Genomic DNA, 21,200 nt, shown 5'->3' on the forward strand with positions numbered 1-21,200 from the left:
CTCAAAAAAGCCTTTGAAAAAAAGGAAAAAGAAGCCTGCGGTCTAACTGTACTCAGTTGACCGTCAGGTTCGTTCACGAGCCTAGTTTGAAAGCCTCCACAAATAAATTGTAAGTCACGCCAATTTTCAGAGCATTGAGCATATCCACCCAAAAAGAACGGGCTACAGGCCGCGGGCTGCCGTAAACCAGCCAGCTCGCGAACTCCGTCAACAACACCAACAGCCCGGCCGCGATAATATCCCAATCCGCAGATTGTCCGGCGATCGTCGAAATAGCAGTTCCCAAAAAAGTGCCGAATAGCAGACTAATTAGCAGGAGCGAAATCCGCCGCCAAGGATTGCTCAGCCAGCCTCGGAAGCGATCGCCCAGAACATCAATTAATCTGTTAATTCGGGTATTCTGCATAAAAGTTATACAATTTGAGATTCGAGATTTGAGATTTGAGATGGGGAATTACTGATTACTATTGGGGTTTGGAGTACGCGCCTATAGTGGCACTCTTTTTTTCAACTGGTATGAAAAGCTATACCGATGAGTCAAAAAATGCCACTCCCGACCAACTCCAAATCCTTACCGGGGTCAGTATGTCGCCATCTAAAATCTCAAATTTAACATCTAAGATGGTATTGAGCGATCGGCGACTTATCGCCGAGAACGGTCAAGTAATTAAGTGTAACTGTATCTTGTGGCACAGCAACCCCTGGTTTTACATTAAAAATAGTTAAGACTCATTGCGGGTGCAGTCTATCCTTTAAGCCTAAAATTTATGAATCTTAAAATTTACCAGATCGTAATTGGAGTGTCGATCGTCCTAATTACAGGAATGTTTCTAGGACGTTTTGAAATCACTATCTCCAACGGTTCCAATCAGTCCAGCGATTGGCCCTCACAAGCCACCGCATATCCCCCCACACCCCCCGTTTCCCCAGTCGCGACAGCTTCTGCAGACACCGCCAGCGAGCCCAAACCCGACTCCACACCAACCCCCCCAGATCCAGAGGAGGAATTGCTTTCCTCAATCCCTGTAGATGCTAAAGCCGCCGGCAGTCTGCGCGTCAGCAACCGCAGCGAACACCCAGTGCGAGTGGCCCTGCTGTCGAAACGGCAAGCCGAGAAATCCTACGGCAAACCCGCGCACTGGGATTTTGCGCCGGGGGAAGGTGGCGACAAGGGACTGATGCTATCGCTGCCGGAGGGCAAGTTACAAGTCAAACGGGGAGACATTTTAGTGGTTTTTGCTCAGGATGGTTCTCGCCACTACTGGGGGCCTTACGTCGCCGGGGAGACACCCACGCCCGCTTGGAACAGCACAGCCGGAGAATGGCAATTAATTTTGCAGCCGTGAACCCTTAGCTGCAGGTGCCGAGATTTTGGTCGAGAAAGCCGGTTGATACGGTCTTGTTGAGAATGGTGCGGCTATGTGAGGTTAAACTCACATAGCCGCACCATTCTCAAGAACAGGCAAGATGCCTGTTCCACAAAGAGTGAATTTTATTGTGGGGCGGGCATCCTGCCCGCCCATGAAAGCCTTGTGGAGAATGGTGTAACATCTCTGTTTAACTGATATCTTGCACCATTCTCAAGAACAGGCAAGATGCCTGTTCCACAAAGAGTGAATTTTATTGTGGAACAGGCATCTTGCCTGTTCATAAAAGCCTTGTTGAGAATGGTGTAACATCTCTGTTTAACCAGATTCGATCGAATTGGGAGTTTCGAGAATGCGAATCTTTCGGTAGACTCTCTATGCGAGCGAAAATTTTAAATCTAAAATCGCAGGAAGTTTGCGTGAAGGAATTTATTAAAAGTTTGTCAGAGTTTAGGAAGCGTCCGTTAGCGTTAGCGAAGCGATCCGAAGGAAAGCCCGCCCCTACGGGGGCTACGCCAACGAAGAGGATCGCACCTTTGCTGCTATCGCTTTTATGGCTGTGCGCGATCGCCTGGGTAGGTTTCTTGTGGAATCTCGGCAACATCGGTTTAGTTGACGAAACCGAACCGTTGTTTGCCGAAGCCGCCCGTCAAATGACGGTGACAGGAGATTGGATCACTCCTTATTTCAACGGCGAAACCAGGTTTGACAAGCCGCCGTTGATTTACTGGCTGATGGCGGTGGCTTACCGCACTCTGGGCGTTAACGAATGGGCCGTGCGTCTTCCCTCGGCCTTGTGCGCGATCGGTCTGACTTGCATGGGATTTTATACCCTATCGAAATCGAAGGAAGAAGGAAGAAGGAAGAAGGAAGAAGGGTACGACACGGATTTGGAGACGGATACACGGATGAATGTAACTGTCTTTCCTCCCTCACTCTCCCACTCTCCCACTCCCCCACTCTCCCCCTCTCCTAGTATTCCTATTTTTCTTTCTACTCCTTGGATTGGTGCTGCCCTAATAGCTTTAAATCCCCAAACTATTGCCTGGGGACGGACTGGCGTTTCCGATATGCTATTAGTTAGTTGTATGTGTTCCGCACTATTCGCATTTTTTCTCGGTTACACTCTAGAAGAACAGAGAGAAAAAGCAGAATTTTCCACTGTTTCCGCTTCCCGATTTCCCAATAAGTGGTATCTGACTTTTTACGTACTAATTGCCTTAGCAATTCTGGCTAAGGGGCCTGTGGGAATTGTCTTGCCAGCGCTGATTGTTGGCTGCTTCGGGCTTTATTTGGGAAATTTTCGGCAACTTTGGCGCGAAATGCGTCCGGTGTCGGGAATCTTGATTATTCTGGCGATCGCCCTGCCTTGGTACATTTTCGTTATTTTAGCCAACGGTCAAACTTATATTGACAGTTTTTTCGGTTATCACAATTTCCAGCGTTTTACTGGAGTAGTCAACAAGCACTCCGCGCCTTGGTATTTTTACTTTTTTGTAGTGCTAGTTGGTTTCGCACCTTGGTCGATTTATTTGCCGGTGGCGATCGCCCGCACCCGTTTTTGGCAGCGCAGTTACTGGCGTCGTCAACCGCGATCGGCTCAGTTGAGTTTATTTGCCCTATTTTGGTTCGGCTGCATCTTTGGCTTTTTCACGATCGCCGTGACCAAATTGCCGAGTTATGTATTGCCTTTAATCCCCGCCGCTGCGATTTTGGTAACGCTGCTGTGGAGCGATATTATTGCAGGCAACGAACCCGAAAGCAGGCGGGCAAAGTTAGAAAAAAAACCGAATTCTTTACCGCGAGGGCTGTTAGTTACATACATTTTCAATGTCGTATTTTTATTAATTATAGCGGGAGCAACTTTCTACTGCTACAACTGGCTCGGAGACGACCCGGCTATGCCCAATTTTCCGCAAGCAATTCAGCAGTCGGGATTGCTGATTGTAGGCGGTGTGATTTGGATAACTGCGGCGGTGGCGATCGCACTTTTACTTTGGCAGCGGCAACAGCGCTGGATTTTGGTTGCTAACTTCATCGGGTTAGTAGCATTTATCATCTTTGGTCTTACTCCGGCCTACAATTTGGTTGATATCAACCGTCAGTTACCTCTGAGACAGTTAGCACAGGTTGCGGTTCAACAAAAACTGCCGGGGGAAGAGTTTATTATGGTGGGTTTCTGGAAACCAAGTCTGGTTTTTTATACCCAAGGGCCGGTGACTTACTACGGACGTGTCAGAGGGGCGATCGACTACATTAAGGAATCTAAAAACCCAATTTCTCCCTCTGTTTTGGTACTGGGATATCCCGACAAATTTGAGGAATTAGGATTGCAGCCAAATCAATATCAATTGTTGGACAGTCGGGGCGCTTACCAACTCGCAAGGGTTCCGAGAACAGCGTTTCGATAGTGCATTATACTGCGACTCCGGTGAGCCGACCTATTAGGAAGAATTCATGGAATTCACTGGAAAATTTGAAACTCACATTACCGTTGGCCTCAAGGACTTGGACAGAGTAGAGGCGCTTGAACAATGGGGCATTAATCATGGTCTAAAACTTCTCCATATAGTTCTAGACCGTGGGGTTACTGTATCTCAACTAATGTTGACGCGGCATGGGCAAGGTAGCCTGACAAACGAGTTAAAGACGGCATTTGATTCAAGCCAATCTCTAAATGCTGAAGGCTTCACGGTGACACGCATCAAAATTGAGGTGCCACAGTGGAATCAGAGTGTTCCGCAGTCTAATGCCGAAGCACTAAACCATCCATGCGATCGCTATTTTGAGCATCATATCAAACTGTTGCTTGAACCTTCTGCTGATATTCTGCCTCTGATTGACATTGCCGAAAGACATTCTGCTCATCTCTCTCGTAATCTCTTCCAGACTCGGAGTGACCAATATCACGAGCGATTTGTCACTCAGCGTTGTATCTCCGTGGGTCGTGTTGAAGCTCAACAACAACTTCAAACTCTCTTAAAAGCGATCGCTACTTTGAGATATTTAGCAATCGATGTCGAAGCAGAATTTGTTGTCTATGATAGTAATCTTGACCTTGACGCAGGTTGGATTCAAGGGAAAGAATCACCAATTTTACACGGATAATTATCAAGCACAATATAAAATCAGAGGATAGCCCGAATAATAGGTAAATAATCACCAATTTCACAGGCTTAATAATTATTAAGCACAATATAAAATTCGCTGATAGGATGTATAATAGGGAAAAATTCACCAATTTCACATGAATAACTATCAAGCATAATATAAAGGAGGATTAATGAAATACGATCCGAAGACATACATCATTGTTTCAGAACAAGGTCAGGAAATTGAACGCCCAACAGTTTTCGAGCCGGCACTAATTCCCCAAAAGCATCTTCGGGGAGCATTTCGTCTGGGAGAGCCAATATTTCAAGATCCAGAGATTAGAACTCAATGGCTGAATATGCGTCGGCAAGTGATGGATTATCTGCTGCAAATTATTAGTTGTTCAATCTGGAAAGATCACCTTGTCTTACGAGGTAGTTTATTACTGAAAGCATGGTTAGGAGATGTGGCGAGAGAACCCGGTGATATAGACTGGGTTTTTAGACCTCACGATATTAGCGTCAATTCCCCTTTATCTAGAGAATTGTTCAATGGATTAATTCAGATAGTTTCAGATAATCCTCATGTAGGTAATGCGATTATTGACGTTGACAAAATCTCCATAACAGAGATTTGGACTTATGAACGTGCATCAGGTAGGCGGATTATTTTTCCTTGGAAAGCAGAGGGTTTTCCTTCAGGAGATTTGCATATGGATGTGGTTTTTAATGAAGAACTATTGTGCGATCCAATTGAGGTCTATATCCCTTCGTCAATTGGTGAAAATAGGTTAGTGTGGGCAGCTTCTAAAGAACTGTCATTGGCATGGAAATTGCTGTGGTTAGAAACCGATATGTATCCACAAGGCAAAGATTTGTATGATGCAACACTCTTAGCGGAGCAAACTTCATTGTCCTTTGACATTCTTTATCAAGTGCTTCATTCAAGTGAAGATTGGAAGAATCAGGCTGCATGGAAACCCAACTTTTCTTGGAAATCTGGATTTCCTTGGGCAGAATCACAGTGTTCAGTATATCTAGATTGGGACAACTTTAAGCTAGAGTATCCTGGGGTTGAAGGTGAGGCAAAGGATTGGCAAGCTCGGCTTTCACTAGCCTTAGCACCGACAGTTGCCAACCTTGAGGATTGAACCTGTAGATAACTGGTTATAGAATCAAGGAATTAGATAGATATCATAGAAGTCTGAAAGGGAACGATCGCTCATAATTAAGGGAGTGTCTACAACCACCCAATTTCATCTAGAAAAGCCTATTTAGACGAGTGGAAGATTATGATTCCAATCAATGAAGCCCAAAAGCAGTTGTCGCAGTCGATCGCTCCCAGGAGTCAGTCGCATCAACCGATCGCGATCGCAGGACAAACTAGCAATGCAGTGTTATTATCTGAATCTGACTCCGCATCTGTTGAGGAAACACTGTATCTTCTCTCAGTGCCGGGAATGCGGGAATCAATTCGGGAAGGAATGGCAACGTCGATCGAGGAGTGCGATCGCTCTTTGGAGTGGTGAATGGGAATCTGGTATACACCAAACAGGCACAGAAAGATGCTAAAAAACTGGTGTATAGCAATTTACGAGACAAAGCACAAGAGTTCAGGCGCTACTATGGGTATCAGTCAAAGAAAAGACTATCCCACGATATGTATTTACTCTAGATAAGGTGATAACACATAATGCAAAAGCAAACAGACGATCTTAATCAGCAGTTAGAATCAGTTCGTTGCAAAATTATTAATTCCTACCTTACAACTATTGAAGATAGCTTTCTCGAAAACCGTCCCCAACTAAAACTTATCAATTATGGTACGGGTTCAGGAAAAACTCACCAATTGTTTCAAGCGATTTATAAAACCATACAAGAATATCCAAAAAATCAAATAATCGGTATATATGTTGCCCCCTTGAGAGAACACTTATGTGTTCCCACTTCAGTTGAGAGCCAATACCCAGATATTCCCGTGTATAAAATAAATTCGTTAGCAATGAAAACGACGGATGAGTATATCAAATTATACAAGGAATTGATATCTTTAATTCTCAACAACAAAAAGATTGGGAAGATCGATCGAAAAGTATGTACTGATGAAAAGCTTCAGGCAAATAGACGAAACCTTGAGAAAGTAAAAGATGTGATTAAACGCCTTGAATATGTAAAAAACACAGGTTTGGGAGATGAGGATTTTAATAAATCTGAGACTGATAAAGCAATATGGGAACTGAATTATTTAATTGAAAGCTTTTTAGAATTTTTTATCCAATGTGAATTAGATAAAAGTAATTGTCCTGCTGAATGTTTAAAGTTAATTGAAATATTTTTTCCCCTCCACCTTCTGCAAAACAAATCGGGAATTTTGATGCTCACGTATGATAAATTTGAAACGCTTATTCCGTACTTTATCCACAACGGTACAAAATGGGTCAAGAAAAGCAGTCATCTCGATCGATATGTTATTCAGCATACAGATAACTCCAGAAAGTTTATCCTTGCCTTGGACGAGCAGGAAGATGGCTATCAAATTATGCTACAGAAGAAGATTGATATCATCTCTCCTGAAAAACTGGCAATCAATAATGCGCTGTCATCTATCAATAGAGAATTTTCGATGCTGTTTTCAACTCAAAACAATGAAAACAGAGATTTTTTAAATTTTGTAGATAAGAATAAGGGAGCTTTTTACGAATTTCAAGAACACTTGGAAAAAGACAAAGCTCTAGAAGAAAAATTGCAAAAATTCGCCCGCACATATCAAAGACTGACTGTTGAGGAGGGAAACTCTATCAATTTTTTACAACAGATAGTAGGAATTAAAAATGGGCTTGACGAATCACTGAAAGAAATTTTGGAAATTTTCGATAATCATGATGAACCAAATCACATTATATTTAATCTTGAAAGGTTATCCAGAGTTGTTTCAAAATTCGAGAATAATAGAAGTTTATTGATTCCTCAAAAGCTTTACAATAAAATCTGTGATGATTTAATGAACATTTTTGCATACAACAACCTATACATCTACAACCTCGAACCCCTGCAAGAATTGTTTTTAACCAAACCTTCTGGCGGGCACGTCCAAATCACAGAGGAAAAAGTGGCAGATAATACTTCTGTAGCAGAGTTAATTTATGCCATTCTAGCTGTTCGATCGCAAATCAAAACCATCAAAGATTTTCTAGCTAACGTCTTAGATGCTGAAGATTCTCAATCCCGTTCTTTAGAAATTTGGTCGAAACAAATAGCTAAAGTCCAAAAGGCAAGTGAAGAAAGCCCCTCGCAAAATCAACTGCTAAAATACTTAAATACTACTTATGTCTATGAAAGTTATAAGTCTATCATAAATATCAAAGAAATTTCTCGTTATCAAAATCCTAAAAATAATCTTATCGATCGCGCTCTTAGAGAAGTTTCTATTGGTAGTACGGCTATATTGACTTCGCCTGAATTCAAGATAAATTCCATGTTATGCAATAATAGTAATGTGATTTTTATGATTTCAGCAACAGGAGGAATTTTAGGAGATTTAAGCACGAGCTATGATATGCAGTATTTCAAAGATAAATTGCGTAATGCTAGTGAATCCGGTGAAAGTTCCTTTAAGGAAATGAGCGAGGAAGAAGTATCGCTTTGCGAAAACATCAGAGAGAGTCGTGAGGCGAAGCGACAGATTGCAGTAAAGTTTTTCGGTGAGGATTTATTGTCTTTCCCAAATAACGAAACTCAAAAAGTTGTGGAACGATTTGAAGAAACTATTTTAAAAAGTTTTATCGACGATCTCAAACAGGATGGGAATTGGCTGGGAATTTACAAAATCCAAGAACTTCAAAAGTTTATTCGTTTCTTGTTTTACCTGTTTGAGGATGACTCAATTCAAGAAACAATTGCTTTTACTCAAACTCTACGCTGGATTAAAAAGTTAATTCAACATTGCGAGCAACGCAATCAGGCTAACTTTATATTTGAGGTGTCACCTGAGCATCCAAACATATATTATATGGAAGTGAGGCATCAGAAATATCAGAGTAATATTAAGATTAAAATAATTTTGTATGAGGCCTCATTCAACAGTCTTTACTGCGACAAAAAAGTTCCTCACACGTATTTGGATGAGCTGGTTGAAAAAGAAGGGGAGAAAATCTTCTTTATATCGGCTTATCAATCAGCTTCCAAAGGATTGAATCCTATCATCAAAAACCCTAACGGCGATGAAAAAGATTTCGACTCTTTAGTTTTGTTAATGGACAGTTACTATACAGTAATGGGCCCATCGCTTAACAAATCAAAAGATTCGGGATTATCTATTACGCTTTACCATTTTGCCTTAATGAAAAGTATTGTAAATTTGGGAGAGTCTAATCTTGAAATCAAAGATTTCAACCAATACCTCAGTCAACCCGAAGCTGGAGAATTTCGACAGCAGCAACACCAGATTTTATTAGGGAAACAAGTTTTGCAAGCGATCGGCCGATCTGAGAGACGCGATTTTCCCAACCAAGTGGTAAAAATATTTGTTAATGAAGAAACCAGAAAAAATTTAGTGAATTTTTACAGATACCTGGAACGAGAAGAAAAAGAGGAAATTCAGAAATTTTCCGTTAACAACCACAAAGTCTACTTAAGCGTTCGAGAAGAAGAAAAAAAACGAGCAATTAAGGATTATGACGATCATGTTATTGATGAGATTGATGCCACTCTGGCTTTCCAAGCGTTTAGAAGACAAATGTTGGAGGAAATCGAGCGCTTTCATCTTAATAAACATACTTTTGATATTGCACAAACGTGGGATGCGTTGCGCGACCCAATTGTTTTCAAAGACCCAGCCAAGTATCTGGAAAAGTTGCGAGATTCAGGGCTATTTACTGATGATTTTATTAAATCATTATTCTATCACCACCCAGAACAAGTTGAATTTACGCCATATTTAGCTTCCGACGAAGAAAGCGGTAAAAAAATCCAGATTATCAGTGATAGCATCAATGGGGAAAAAATCTATCCTTACCAGAAGCGGTTATATCCTGAATATCTAAAAATCACCGAGCGAGGCTATGACTTAGAAAGTAATGAAATTGGCTCGCTAGATCCTTCGACTGATTTAATCTACAAACTGTACAACAAGTTGATGCCACAACCTGAAGTTTTTAATAGTTATATTCCGCGTCCGCATTTCTTTTACGATGTGTTGTCTCCTTCACTGGCTGAAAATTTTGTGAAACGCTGGATTCAAGATGTAATTTTCCAAGGTAAAGACTGGAAAGACATAAAATCCAGCTATCGTTTTGAGCCATTGCAAGATTTCAAAAAGTATCGTAAGCTATACGAGCGGTTTGATTTGTACTATGTCAAGGAGAATACGCTATTTTGTATTGATGTTAAAGCTTGGAGCCTGGCTTCGGGAAATCGCCTGTCCAAAAAGACCCTGGATAAAACCGAAAACAAGCTGAAGGAAATTGTTTCAGACTATCCAGAATTTAGCACCGCGAGAGGGTTACTTCTTAACTTGCACGCCGCCCAAGAAAAAAATCAACAATACTCACCCATGCTATTTTCGGGAAATTTGATTTTCTTTGACGAGCGCAATTGTCCAGTACAATCCAATATCCTCAAAGAGTTTTTGTTCCCCAAGGAGAAATAAAATGAAAAATAAAATAGCAGCATTATCAGATATATCGCGAACCAACCAACTAAAAATCTTAGAAACTCCACAACAAGTTGCCGAAAAACTGTTTCAGTATCTATTTAAAAGCGGACAAGGGATAGAACATTTTATTCTTAAAGATCCGATTGCTGAAGATAAAGATTCTGAGAATGAGGAGTCACGGGCTAGGTTTTATAAAAAACGGCATAAAGACATTAAAAATGAAATCAAAAAAAGGCTGGCTGAACATGGGGAAAAACGGGAAAATTCAGACATTCAATACTTCCTATCCTATACTGGTGGCCGAAAATATGTGTTCTTTTTATCCCCTAATAAAAATCATTCGGGATGGCAAAAATTATTTACAGACAATTCTAGCGATCGAGAAAGAATTTTTAACCTCATTTTCAAGTTTTATATTCTGTCTCAAGGCTTATTTGTTGAAACAATAAATGGTTTTGAAGAATTATTGTTACTTCATTCCACGACGCTCAGCAAATCGAAAGACGCTCTTTTTGTATGGGGACAGAATTTGTTAATCAAATACAATCCCCATAATGTACTAACAGTAACATTGTCTCGAAAAAACCGAAAGTTCTTATTACAAAAAGATCGCAAAGATTACAAGACTGTAGATGGTGATAATTTAGGAGAGTTGTTGGTATACAAAAATAAGAATTACTACTTTGACCGCGATCTAGATGCTCGCAGCAAAAATTATATTTATTTTATGCAATTTGATAGCGATCCCAAAAAATATGACAAGTTCAAAAAGACTCAGCTTTATCATTACCAAAACCTCATGACAAAATTTGAGGGTTTTTTAAGTGAGTGCAATATTGCTTTCCAGTCTCTTCATTTTCAGGCTGACCACTACTTAGAAAACCATTTCATCAAAGACATAGGATCTGTAGGAACGTTAGAAATTATTAACAATACAGGGGTCGATTTAGCTGAATCTGACCAACAAGTTCTGCAACATTTTCTGAAACATCAAGGCGTATCTACTCTCGCATTTTACAATGATGGAAAAACAGTTAGTACCTATGAAGAAGTAGAATCTGATGGTGAGGACGAGATTTGCTGGAGAATTACGGAATCTATTAAATGGTCAGATATTCAACTCGAACCGGAAAAAAACTATTTGGTTTTCAATAAACTTTTGGAGGAAGAATCGGGTTCAATGGCTTACCAGAGAAAAGACGCTCTCTGGTGTCCATCACCAACAATAGATAGTGAATCGCAAGTAGATTTTTATTCACAGTTAAAGAAAAGATTTAACTATTTGGAGACAGGAAACTTTTTTAGCACACAGGGGATAGATATACCAGAATTTACTGCTGTGGGAGATGAGCAATCTGATTGGGCGCTTCTTAATTATACAGAGCGTAAAATCGATCGAGCTAGTCTCCACAAGGAGACGAAAGCTTTTACCGAGGGTGATTTTTTGGATGTAGAGGGTTCTATTTTTGCTTATCTAATAGGGCAAGAAGATAGCAAACAATGGGAAAGTTTCTGCGCTAAATACAAGATAAATATTTCCCCAAAATTTCAGAAAGTTTTGATTGAGTTGGGAATTAAGAACTGGATATCCCAGAGTCTTACAAATCCGAACTTGGGCTTGCGTATTACTAATCAATCATTTCCGGAAAAACAATTTTTTAGTATTTATGTACGCAGCCCTAAAAACAAGGAAGCTAAAGCGGTTGCGGTAGAATTTCTGTATCAAGATGGTTGCATATACATAAAAAATTTAATGCGCGATTTGAAACAAATAGAATCTAAATTTCGCTTTTTAAGAAGGAGAAAAAATAGTTCAGAAAAATTAATTAACGATCAAAAATATTTTGTAGATGAATCAGAGGCTCTGTATATTAGTTGTTATACAAATGATTTTTATACGCCAACCTTAATTGGACGGATGGGTATTATTGAAGATGTCGAAAGCGGAGAGCTAACAATCAACCGAACAATTCAAGGTGAAAATAGTAGTAGATTATTACCTTTGATATCCTATTACAACAGCGAGATTCAACCTATTAACAAAATCCAAAATATGATATGCTTGGATTTGAAGAACGAAACATTTATTCAGTATTATGTTCCTCCAGCACAAAGTATCGGAAAATTGATTAAGAAAGGCTTTAGAGTCTATCATTTGATTGGGAATAGATATTCAGGAGAGTCAATTGCCAGCTCTGAACTGATCGAGCATCCCATCACAGCTTTACATTTTAGTACGCTAACTCAAAATGTTTTAAAACTCGGTGAAAACAGTCAATTATCCCTGTTACAAAAAGTAGTAAAGGAATTAATGGGAAATTGAAAAAAGGATGAATTTGAATGCTGCTTTCAGAAAACATCCAGATATTTCAGCGATCCCAGAAGAGCATCGGATACACTCACACCTGGTCTGAGGCGGGAGACAAGTATCAACGTCAGCTAGAAGCCAACCTGCTACTTAGAGCCTATCGAGGATTGCGATCGCCCTTTAGACTGGTAACTTAGCCGACCATACGTGCCATAATCAGCCATATTATCTGGTACGCGATCGCCTGAACCTATGGATGCGCTAATCGGCAAAACTTTACAGGGTGGAAAGTACACCCTCGAACAAGAATTGGGCCGCGGCGGCTTTGGAATAACTTTCAGGGCAAATCACCGCTATTTAGGACAGCCTGTAGTCATAAAAACGCTCAACGAATCTCTGCGGCAGCAACCCAATTTTGCTGAGTTCGATCGCAAGTTTCAAGACGAAGCGAGGCGGTTGGCTTCCTGCGTTCATCCGAATATTGTCCGCGTCAGCGATTTCTTTGTGGAAGACGGGCAGCCTTACATGGTGATGGACTACATTGCCGGTCAGAATTTGGCAGATGTAGTCGGTTCAAATAATCCGCTGCCAGAAAATCTCGCAATTCTCTACATCACTCAAATAGGGGCTGCTTTGAAAGCAGTTCATCAAAAGGGTTTGCTGCACCGAGATGTCAAGCCGCAAAACATTCTTTTGCGCCAAGGTACTCAGGAAGTCGTGCTGATTGATTTTGGCATAGCCCGCGAGTTTACTCCGGGTGCAACCCAAAGTCACACTAATATGGTCTCCGACGGCTACGCGCCGCCAGAACAGTATTTTGCCCAAGGAAAATATACGCCAGCCACAGATGTTTACGGTATGGCGGCGACGCTTTACACTCTGCTGACAGCACAGGTGCCGGTGGCTGCAATTTTACGCACCAGCCAACCGATGCCTTCACCCCGCGACTTGCAGCCTCAGCTAAGTGCGGCTGTCAGTTCTGCGGTGATGCGGGGGATGACGGTAGAAGCTCAAAATCGCCCTGCTACCGTGGATGAGTGGCTGTCGCTGCTGCATGGGCAGGGGGGTGCAGCGTCGCCGAGCACCGGGCCGACGGTGGCGGTGATTCCGGGACACGGGCCTCAGTCGCCGGCGGGTTCCAGAACAGCGCCTGCTGTGGTGTCTTCTGGGGACAACAACCGCAAGGTTTGGTGGATTTTGGGGTTCGTGGCGATCGCACTTATTGTGGCAGGTTTGGTCGGTATTGCTAGGGTTTTCCTCAACCGGCCGTCTTCGGAACCCGCACCGGTGGCCCAGGACGATCGCACTTCGGCCCCTGCAGATCCAGACGCGCGCTCAAGCCCCACACCAATCCCCGCGCCCACACCAACGCCAGCACCGACTCCCAGAGAAACTCCGCCACCTGCTGCTGAAACTCCGCCGCCTGCTGCTGAAACTCCAGCGCCTGCTGCTGAAACTCCAACACCCGCCCCAGCACCAACACCAGCGCCTTCTCCCGAAGCTGTCGAACCCACACCAACAGAAAAACTTGTTGACAAGGAGTTGCCGCCAGATCGATCGCCCGCACCCAGCGAACAACCGGGAACCAATTATCAGAAAACTCCCACAATCCCAGGATTTGCCGTTGGTACGCCGGAAAGTCAGATTTTATCCCAATTGGGAGAACCGACTGACTCTCAAGCGCGGGGCTATTGGCCGAATACTCGCACCGCACTTTACGAAATATTGCCAAATCGGATTACTCTCGGCTACATTTACGATCGCGATTCGGGCCAGCTAGTACAAACAGAGGGTTCTTTTGCCCAGTCTGTGGACGATTTGGTGGTGCGAACCGCCTTAAACGGGATGGTGGGCGGCGCTAGCCGTGAGATTTTGCAAGGCTTGGGCGACGTGCAGCAGCGCCGGAGTAATCGGTTTACGTTTAGGAAGGGTTCGCTGGAAGGGACGATCGAACGCAATGAGCGCGATCGGATTTACATCGGCGTCTGGGAGGAGAACTTGCATAATTAGCAATTACGCACGGGTGGTCAGAAACCGGGTTTTTTTGCAAGATACTTCGTTACAGCCCGCATTAACCGCAAAAAACCCGGTTTCTTTAATCCCCAATCGAAAATCTAAAATCCCAAATCTAAAATCGACTTGACCACTGTCAATAAACCTTTCAATGGCGGGTTCTGCGGCTCACCCCCAAAAAAACTGGAACTCTTGTGGAACAGGCATCTTGCCTGTTCAAGAAAATGGTGGAAGATGTAAATATTCCAGACTCAGCTTTGTGCCAAAATCTAAAATCTAAAATCTAAAATCTAAAATCTAAAATCTAAAATCGCTTGACGCAACACGAAATATTGTCTATGATTAAAGAACACACGAGGGGCTGTAATGGTTTCGACAGGGTGGCGAAAGCTGCTCCGTGATGCAGGTCGAGAGGGAGTCTACTCTCGTTAATATCGGCTCAAAAAAAATAGTAAATGCGAACAACATCGTTCCTTTCGCTCGCAAAGCCGTAGCTGTAGCCTAAAAACTTCTTGAGCTTGGTTTAGAGTGTATGCCACCTAACTCCGTTAACGGTAGCATAACAACCCCCAACGGATGCCCTAGCTAAACGTTTCTAGTCGGCTAGCTAGGAAAGCAATCACTAGAAAATCCTCCCATTTAGGATAAAGATGGTTCCCGCCCCGAGGATTAGAGGGGATAAACCTGTGAACGATCGGAAGGTAAATACCCGCTTTGGACGGCAGTTCGATTCTGCCCAGTTCCATAAAAAAAGTAGCGTAAAATCAATGGTTTAAACCAGTTGAAAGTTACTTTAAAGCATTATAAAGGGCTCAGATTTAACTCTGAGCCCTTTTGTTTGGCTCAGATAGCTCAACTCATTCGTGTATCCGTGTCAAAATCCCTGCAGTGCTCTACCTTTTCCCCGCCAGGGGACTGAAATATTTGCTGGTCGTTTTTCAATTTGCGTCCTCACCGCCTTGCAACCGTCAACAGCCAACCATAAATTACCAACCCCATTAGCTACGCTGCGGGCTCATATAATTATAACTTCACCCTGTGTGTGCGTTGTTGGAGCCAGTCCGGCGATATACTAAAAAGCGGTAAAGCATTAAAAATCTTTACAAACACCCGACTCTCCAAGCCTACTCCTACTAAGGATGGGTATAAAAATATATGCGAGCGCTCAAAAGCTGGAAATAATGAACCCAGGAATTGACTTACAAGGAAGTTTTGTAGAAGCCCTGATGAATTTGGGCTTACCGGCGGACATCGCCCAAGTGCTTTGGCTACCGCTGCCAATGTTGCTGATGATTGTCGCTGCCGTCTTCGGGGTACTGACTAGCGTCTGGCTGGAACGGAAAATTTCCGCCGCCGCTCAACAGCGGGTAGGCCCGGAATTCATCGGCCCTCTGGGAGTGCTAGCACCCGTTGCTGATGGTCTGAAGTTGGTATTCAAAGAAGACATCGTACCCGCAAAAGCTGACGCGCTGCTATTTACCCTAGGCCCGGTAATTGTGGTGATTCCAGTTTTTCTGTCTTACTTAATCGTGCCCTTCGGAGAGCATATGCTGATCGCCGATATGGGGACAGCAATATTTCTGTGGATTGCTCTGTCTAGCATTCAGCCGATCGGCTTGCTGATGTCCGGCTATGCTTCTAACAACAAATACGCCCTCCTCGGAGGACTCAGAGCCGCCGCTCAATCCCTCAGCTACGAAATTCCCCTAGCTTTGGCAGTATTGGCAGTTGTAATGATGTCCAACAGCCTCAGTACGATCGACATCGTACAGCAGCAAGCCGGCTACGGCATTGTCGGCTGGAATATCTGGCGGCAGCCCGCAGGTTTCCTGATTTTCTGGATCGCAGCACTAGCAGAATGCGAACGGTTGCCCTTTGACCTCCCGGAAGCAGAAGAAGAATTGGTAGCAGGATATCAGACTGAGTACACAGGCATGAAATTTGCTTTGTACTATATCGCTTCCTACGTTAACCTCGTCCTTTCTTGCCTGCTAGTAGCAGTTTTGTACCTCGGCGGCTGGGAATGCCCGATTCCTGTCGGAGTGCTGACAAATGCCCTGGGATTGAGCGAGACGACTCCTTGGTTGCAGGTAATTACCGGCTTGCTTGGCATTACAATGACGATGCTGAAAGCCTACTTTTTCCTGTTTCTGGCAGTTCTGCTCCGCTGGACTCTGCCGCGAGTTCGGATCGACCAATTGCTAGATTTGGGATGGAAGTTTTTGCTGCCCGTTGCTTTAGTTAATTTGCTATTGACCGCAGCTTTGAAGCTTGCCTTTCCTTTTGCTTTTGGCGGTTAATTCGTAATAGGTAAATGGCAACAGCTAAAAAAAATAGCTGTTAAGCAATTACCTATTATCAATTAGCAATTACCAAAAACTCAAGTACAGAGAGAGAACACCATGCTAAAATTCCTCAATCAAGTAGGCGAATACGCCAAAGAGACTCTTCAAGCTGCTAAGTATATCGGTCAAGGGCTATCTGTTACCTTTGACCACATGAGACGCCGACCGATTACGGTGCAGTATCCTTACGAAAAATTAATTCCTTCCGAACGTTTTCGGGGCAGAATTCACTTTGAATTTGACAAGTGCATCTCCTGCGAAGTCTGTGTTCGGGTGTGTCCGATCAATTTGCCTGTGGTGGATTGGGAATTTAACAAAGAAACTAAGAAGAAACAACTCAAGCACTACAGTATCGATTTCGGTGTTTGTATCTTCTGTGGCAACTGCGTAGAATATTGTCCGACTAATTGTTTGTCGATGACAGAAGAGTATGAGTTAGCCACCTACGAACGTCATGAATTGAATTTTGACAACGTGGCCCTCGGACGTTTGCCCTACAAGGTTACAGACGATCCGATGGTGACACCGCTGCGCGAATTCGCTTATTTGCCGAAAGGTGCGATCGACCCCCATGAAGTTTCCTACACCGATCGCCGCGCCGGTCTGCGTCCAGAGGAAATTATCGAAAAGTAGGTAATGGGGCATGGGGCATGGGGCATGGGGCATGGGGCATGGGGCATGGGGCATGGGGCATGGGGCATGGGGCATGGGGCATGGGGCATAGTTAGTAGTTAGTAGTTAGTGGTTAGTGGTTAGTGGTTACTTGTTAGTAGTTTTTCAAATAACCAACAACCAACAACCAATAACCAACAACCAATAACCAATAACCAATAACCAATAACCAATAACCAATAACCAATAACCAATAACCAATAACAAATGCCCAATGCCCAATACCCAATGCCCAATTACCAATTAGCAACTAACAAAGGATAAAAAATTGTGAATCTAGCTGAAGGGGTTCAAATTGTTTCGTTTGGCATACTGTCCGTAATGATGATTGCAGGAGCACTAGGAGTAGTGCTGTTCTCCAACATCGTTTACTCAGCCTTTTTGCTGTGCGGCGTATTTACCAGCATTGCCGGCTTGTACCTGTTGCTGAATGCCGACTTTGTAGCAGCAGCGCAGGTGTTGATTTATGTTGGCGCTGTTAACGTCTTGATTTTGTTTGCGATTATGTTGGTGAACAAGCGCGAAGATTTCCGCATAATTCCCAACGCTTGGGTGCGTCAAGTAGCAACAGCAGTAGTTTGCGTAGGCTTGTTTGCACTATTGGGTACGATGGTGGTGTCTACTCCTTGGGCTATTGTGGCGACGACAGGAGCACCAGCCGAAAGTTCGATCGTTACAATCGCCAAACATTTCTTCACCGACTTTTTGCTGCCTTTCGAGTTAGCATCAGTGTTTTTGTTGATGGCAATGGTAGGAGCAATTGTCCTAGCACGCCGCGATTTTTTCCCGGATGAACTGTCAAAGAAGCTATCGGAAACACCCGCTTTGAGTTTGCCGGAAAGACCTCGCGAATTAGTTTCTGCCGGAGATGTGTCTTCGCCAGAATCTAAGTAAAAGTAGTGAGTCTAAATGATTCGTACAATTAAGGTAGGGGCTATTGCCCCGTGGTTGCCCAGATCGGAGGTAGGTACGGAGCACTAACCCTACTGTATGAATGATTTAGACACGCTACAGTAGGGTGTTCACAGCACCTATCTCTCTGTCTTGTAGTAATGTTGATTGAGAAAGACTCAAAAAATTTATGCAACTGCAACTCCAGTATTTCCTGTTATTAGGCGCCGCACTTTTCTGTATTGGTATTTACGGTTTGATTACCAGCAGAAATGCAGTGCGCGTGTTGATGTCGATCGAGTTGATGCTGAATGCTGTCAATCTCAATTTGATGGGTTTCTCCAATTATCTCGACCCCGTACAAATTAAAGGTCAAGTATTTACGGTGTTTGTAGTTACCGTAGCCGCTGCTGAGGCTGCCGTAGGTTTGGCAATTGTTTTGGCGATTTATCGCAACCGCAATACCGTAGACATGGAAGAATTTAACTTGCTGAAGTGGTAATTAATCAATAGTCATCAGTCATCAGTCATCAGTCATTAGCGACAAACTAAGGCAGATTAAAGACTGATGACTAAGGACTAAGGACTAAGGACTAAGAACTAATGACTAATGACTTCTAGTAATTTCTAGAGTAATTCTGCCACCGAAATCAGGGATGGGGGCAGCAGGTTTCGAGAGTTGTAGTTTAACTTTCTCGACTAACGGTAGTTGTAAAAGCGCTTGAGCAATAGTATCTGCTAGGCGTTCGATTAATAAAAACTTCGAGTCTTTGACTAGGTTTTGAATCAGAGTAATTGCGCTGCGGTAATCAAGAGTATGTTGAATATCATCACTTTTTCCAGCTTGCGATAAATCCAGCCAGAGAGTAACATCCACTTCAAACCACTGGCCCAAAACTTGCTCTTCCGGCAGATAGCCCGTATATCCGTAGCAGCGAATTCCTGTAAGTTGAATAGAATCCATTTTGCAATAAACTAAAAGTGCGTTGCCTATACCAACTTGTATTAAACCAGATAAAGTTATCTGTCTCTTCCCTCTCTTTCCTTGCCCCCTCTTCCTCTTCCCTCTGCGCCCTCTGCGCCCTCTGCGGTTCAATCACTCTTTATTCTATCTTAAATTTCACAACTCTCCTCCTTTCTCCAACTTGTCCAATAAATCCTCAGCAACTTCATACCATTTCCGCCTAATTTCAGCATCTTCTGGCTTTTCTGTCAAGCTGCGCCCTTGTAATTCTGGATATTTATTGTAATATAATTCATCAACTTTTTGATAGAATATATCTTGCTCAATGTTGAGATTTTTGCGTCGTTTCCCAATCTTTTCTTGACGAATTATCTCTGCTTCCTCTAAGGATGTATCGGGAGGCGGTTGGCGCGAAGAAAATTTAGGTAAATCCGGCAACTTTGGCAACGTGAAACCCGATTTGACTACACTAAAAGCTAAAAGTCCTGGCACCAAAACGACAGTTAAACTCCCTAGGGTTTTCCAAGGAATTAACTTGAATGTGCTGTTGTTATTAACAATTTGAGGAGTTTGGTGAACAGGAGTATGATTGCTGGTAGCAGTTTGAGTGCTATTTTTGAACGGGCGGCCAACAAAGTTCATTGTCACCATTTGGGAAATTATACTGCCAATGTGAGATAGTTTTGGATCTTTGAGTGCTTCGCGGACTGCTTTTGCAGATTGGTAGCGATCGCCCGGTTGTTCTGCTAACATCCGATCCAATACCGTGGCTAAATTTGAGCTGACACTGACGTGCGATCGCCAATTCCAAGTTTTGCCGTTAATATCGTACAATTTTTGAGGCTTTTTCCCACTTAGCAAGACTAAAGCCGTGACGGCTAAAGCGTACAAATCGCTAGCGGCAGAAACTTTACCCAGCCGCATTTGTTCGGCTGGCGAATAACCCTGTTTGCCGATCGCCGTATCCGATTGTCCGTTAAACTGAAGTACGGCATTAGCTGCAATTTGTTTGACGGAACCGAAATCAATTAAAAATGGTAGTTTGTCAGCATCATGCTGAATAATATTATCCGGGGAAATATCGCGGTGAATTAAATTTTTAGAGTGGATGTATTCTAAAACGGGTAAAAGCTGAAATAGCAGTTGAGTAACTTCGGCTTCGCTAAAATTTTTACCTTCTTGCTGACGCGATATCAATATTTCTTCGTAGGTTTGACCTTTGATATAATCTTGGACTAAAAATAAAGATGGATTCCCGCCCAAATCCGTTCGCAGGAGCTCTCGAAAACGGGGGATTTGCGGGTGTTGGAGGTGGTAAAGCATACTCGCTTCGCGATCGAACAATTCGGCAGCTTTCGGGCTGTGAACCACCGGAGAAAACTCTTTGAGCACGCAATGTTCGTTGTAGCGGTTGATATCTTCGGCGAGGTAAGTGCGCCCGAAGCCACCTCGGCCCAATTCGCGGAGGATGCGGTAGCGTTTTTCGAGAGTCGAACCAGGGGTGAGGAGGGAGGAGTTAGACATAAACCACGGCAAATTGTTCGAGTTGGGGAGTCGCCGAGCACAGTATAGCTCATTGTAGCTAAGTTTGTTTGAATGCGAGGGAAGGAAGGGCGATCGCTTTTTTTTGGGATGGATGAAGGAGAATGGACACTTTACTTAAGATTCAATATCTACAGGATATCGTAGGGGCGGGTTTTACCAACCATCAATGTTAGAAACCAAAAATATAATAAACCCGCCCCCACCCAACGACACATCCAAATCTACATTTTTGGCATTCGATCGAACATCAGGTTAATCTGGATTATCTGCTGTGTGGGGCGGGTTTATATAAATTGTTCGTGAACATCAAATATTGTTGGTAAAACCCGCCCCTACAGGCTTTTTTATTG

General features: G+C 43.1%; 17 protein-coding genes and 1 other RNA gene. 15 read left to right on the plus strand and 3 right to left on the minus strand.

From position 1 onward, the window contains the following. Positions 1-73 precede the first annotated feature (73 nt). Complete coding sequence (locus QUB35_RS20870) at positions 74-406, minus strand: DUF565 domain-containing protein (protein ID WP_333143668.1); 333 nt, start codon at positions 404-406, stop codon at positions 74-76. A gap of 110 nt (positions 407-516) precedes the next feature. On the opposite strand from QUB35_RS20870, the gene QUB35_RS20875 reads away from it, so the two are divergent. From QUB35_RS20875 to nuoK, 15 genes are all read left to right on the plus strand, one after another. Beyond that, entirely contained in the window at positions 517-726 is a 210-nt protein-coding gene (locus QUB35_RS20875; RefSeq protein WP_333143669.1) for a hypothetical protein, read from the plus strand. Positions 727-767: 41 nt separating this feature from the next. Further along, entirely contained in the window at positions 768-1,346 is a 579-nt protein-coding gene (locus QUB35_RS20880; protein WP_333143670.1) for a hypothetical protein, read from the plus strand. A 293-nt stretch (positions 1,347-1,639) separates the two neighbouring features. Further along, positions 1,640-3,778, plus strand: a complete 2,139-nt coding sequence (locus QUB35_RS20885; protein ID WP_445252088.1) for an ArnT family glycosyltransferase — start codon at positions 1,640-1,642, stop codon at positions 3,776-3,778. Between the two features lie 46 nt (positions 3,779-3,824). Then, a complete protein-coding gene (locus tag QUB35_RS20890; RefSeq protein ID WP_333143671.1) occupies positions 3,825-4,475 on the plus strand; it encodes a hypothetical protein in 651 nt (216 codons plus the stop codon). 175 nt (positions 4,476-4,650) lie between these two features. After that, the gene (locus tag QUB35_RS20895; RefSeq protein WP_333143672.1) at positions 4,651-5,610 is read left to right on the plus strand and encodes a nucleotidyl transferase AbiEii/AbiGii toxin family protein; all 960 of its coding nucleotides are present in this window, start codon (positions 4,651-4,653) and stop codon (positions 5,608-5,610) included. Between the two features lie 141 nt (positions 5,611-5,751). Next, a complete protein-coding gene (locus QUB35_RS20900; RefSeq protein WP_333143673.1) occupies positions 5,752-5,988 on the plus strand; it encodes a type II toxin-antitoxin system Phd/YefM family antitoxin in 237 nt (78 codons plus the stop codon). 164 nt (positions 5,989-6,152) lie between these two features. After that, positions 6,153-10,106, plus strand: a complete 3,954-nt coding sequence (locus QUB35_RS20905) for a hypothetical protein (RefSeq protein ID WP_333143674.1) — start codon at positions 6,153-6,155, stop codon at positions 10,104-10,106. 1 nt (position 10,107) lies between these two features. Beyond that, on the plus strand, positions 10,108-12,435 hold the full coding sequence (locus QUB35_RS20910; protein ID WP_333143675.1) for a hypothetical protein: 2,328 nt from the start codon (positions 10,108-10,110) through the stop codon (positions 12,433-12,435). A 17-nt stretch (positions 12,436-12,452) separates the two neighbouring features. Next, positions 12,453-12,617 carry a hypothetical protein gene (locus QUB35_RS20915; RefSeq protein WP_333143676.1) on the plus strand — a complete coding sequence of 55 codons (165 nt, stop codon included), beginning with the start codon at positions 12,453-12,455 and terminating at the stop codon, positions 12,615-12,617. 55 nt (positions 12,618-12,672) lie between these two features. Continuing rightward, entirely contained in the window at positions 12,673-14,430 is a 1,758-nt protein-coding gene (locus QUB35_RS20920) for a serine/threonine-protein kinase (protein ID WP_333143677.1), read from the plus strand. A gap of 360 nt (positions 14,431-14,790) precedes the next feature. After that, positions 14,791-15,181, plus strand: a transfer-messenger RNA (tmRNA) gene (gene ssrA, locus QUB35_RS20925). A 433-nt stretch (positions 15,182-15,614) separates the two neighbouring features. Then, positions 15,615-16,733: an NADH-quinone oxidoreductase subunit NuoH gene (gene nuoH, locus QUB35_RS20930; protein WP_333143678.1), complete on the plus strand. Its 1,119-nt coding sequence runs from the start codon at positions 15,615-15,617 to the stop codon at positions 16,731-16,733. Between the two features lie 102 nt (positions 16,734-16,835). Beyond that, positions 16,836-17,411 (plus strand): NAD(P)H-quinone oxidoreductase subunit I, encoded by a 576-nt coding sequence (ndhI, locus tag QUB35_RS20935; protein WP_333123438.1) that lies wholly within the window; start codon positions 16,836-16,838, stop codon positions 17,409-17,411. A 309-nt stretch (positions 17,412-17,720) separates the two neighbouring features. Beyond that, positions 17,721-18,344 (plus strand): NADH-quinone oxidoreductase subunit J, encoded by a 624-nt coding sequence (locus tag QUB35_RS20940; protein ID WP_333143679.1) that lies wholly within the window; start codon positions 17,721-17,723, stop codon positions 18,342-18,344. A gap of 193 nt (positions 18,345-18,537) precedes the next feature. Further along, the gene (gene nuoK, locus QUB35_RS20945) at positions 18,538-18,843 is read left to right on the plus strand and encodes an NADH-quinone oxidoreductase subunit NuoK (protein WP_333107704.1); all 306 of its coding nucleotides are present in this window, start codon (positions 18,538-18,540) and stop codon (positions 18,841-18,843) included. Positions 18,844-18,948: 105 nt separating this feature from the next. On the opposite strand, the gene folB is transcribed toward nuoK, so the two are convergent. Then, positions 18,949-19,305, minus strand: coding sequence for a dihydroneopterin aldolase (gene folB, locus QUB35_RS20950; protein WP_333107691.1), 357 nt, complete (start codon positions 19,303-19,305; stop codon positions 18,949-18,951). A 156-nt stretch (positions 19,306-19,461) separates the two neighbouring features. Then, positions 19,462-20,829 carry a serine/threonine-protein kinase gene (locus tag QUB35_RS20955; protein ID WP_333143680.1) on the minus strand — a complete coding sequence of 456 codons (1,368 nt, stop codon included), beginning with the start codon at positions 20,827-20,829 and terminating at the stop codon, positions 19,462-19,464. Between the last annotated feature and the right edge of the window lie 371 nt (positions 20,830-21,200).

The sequence above is a fragment of the Microcoleus sp. B13-B6 genome (assembly GCF_036705405.1).
Lineage (GTDB): Bacteria > Cyanobacteriota > Cyanobacteriia > Cyanobacteriales > Microcoleaceae > Microcoleus.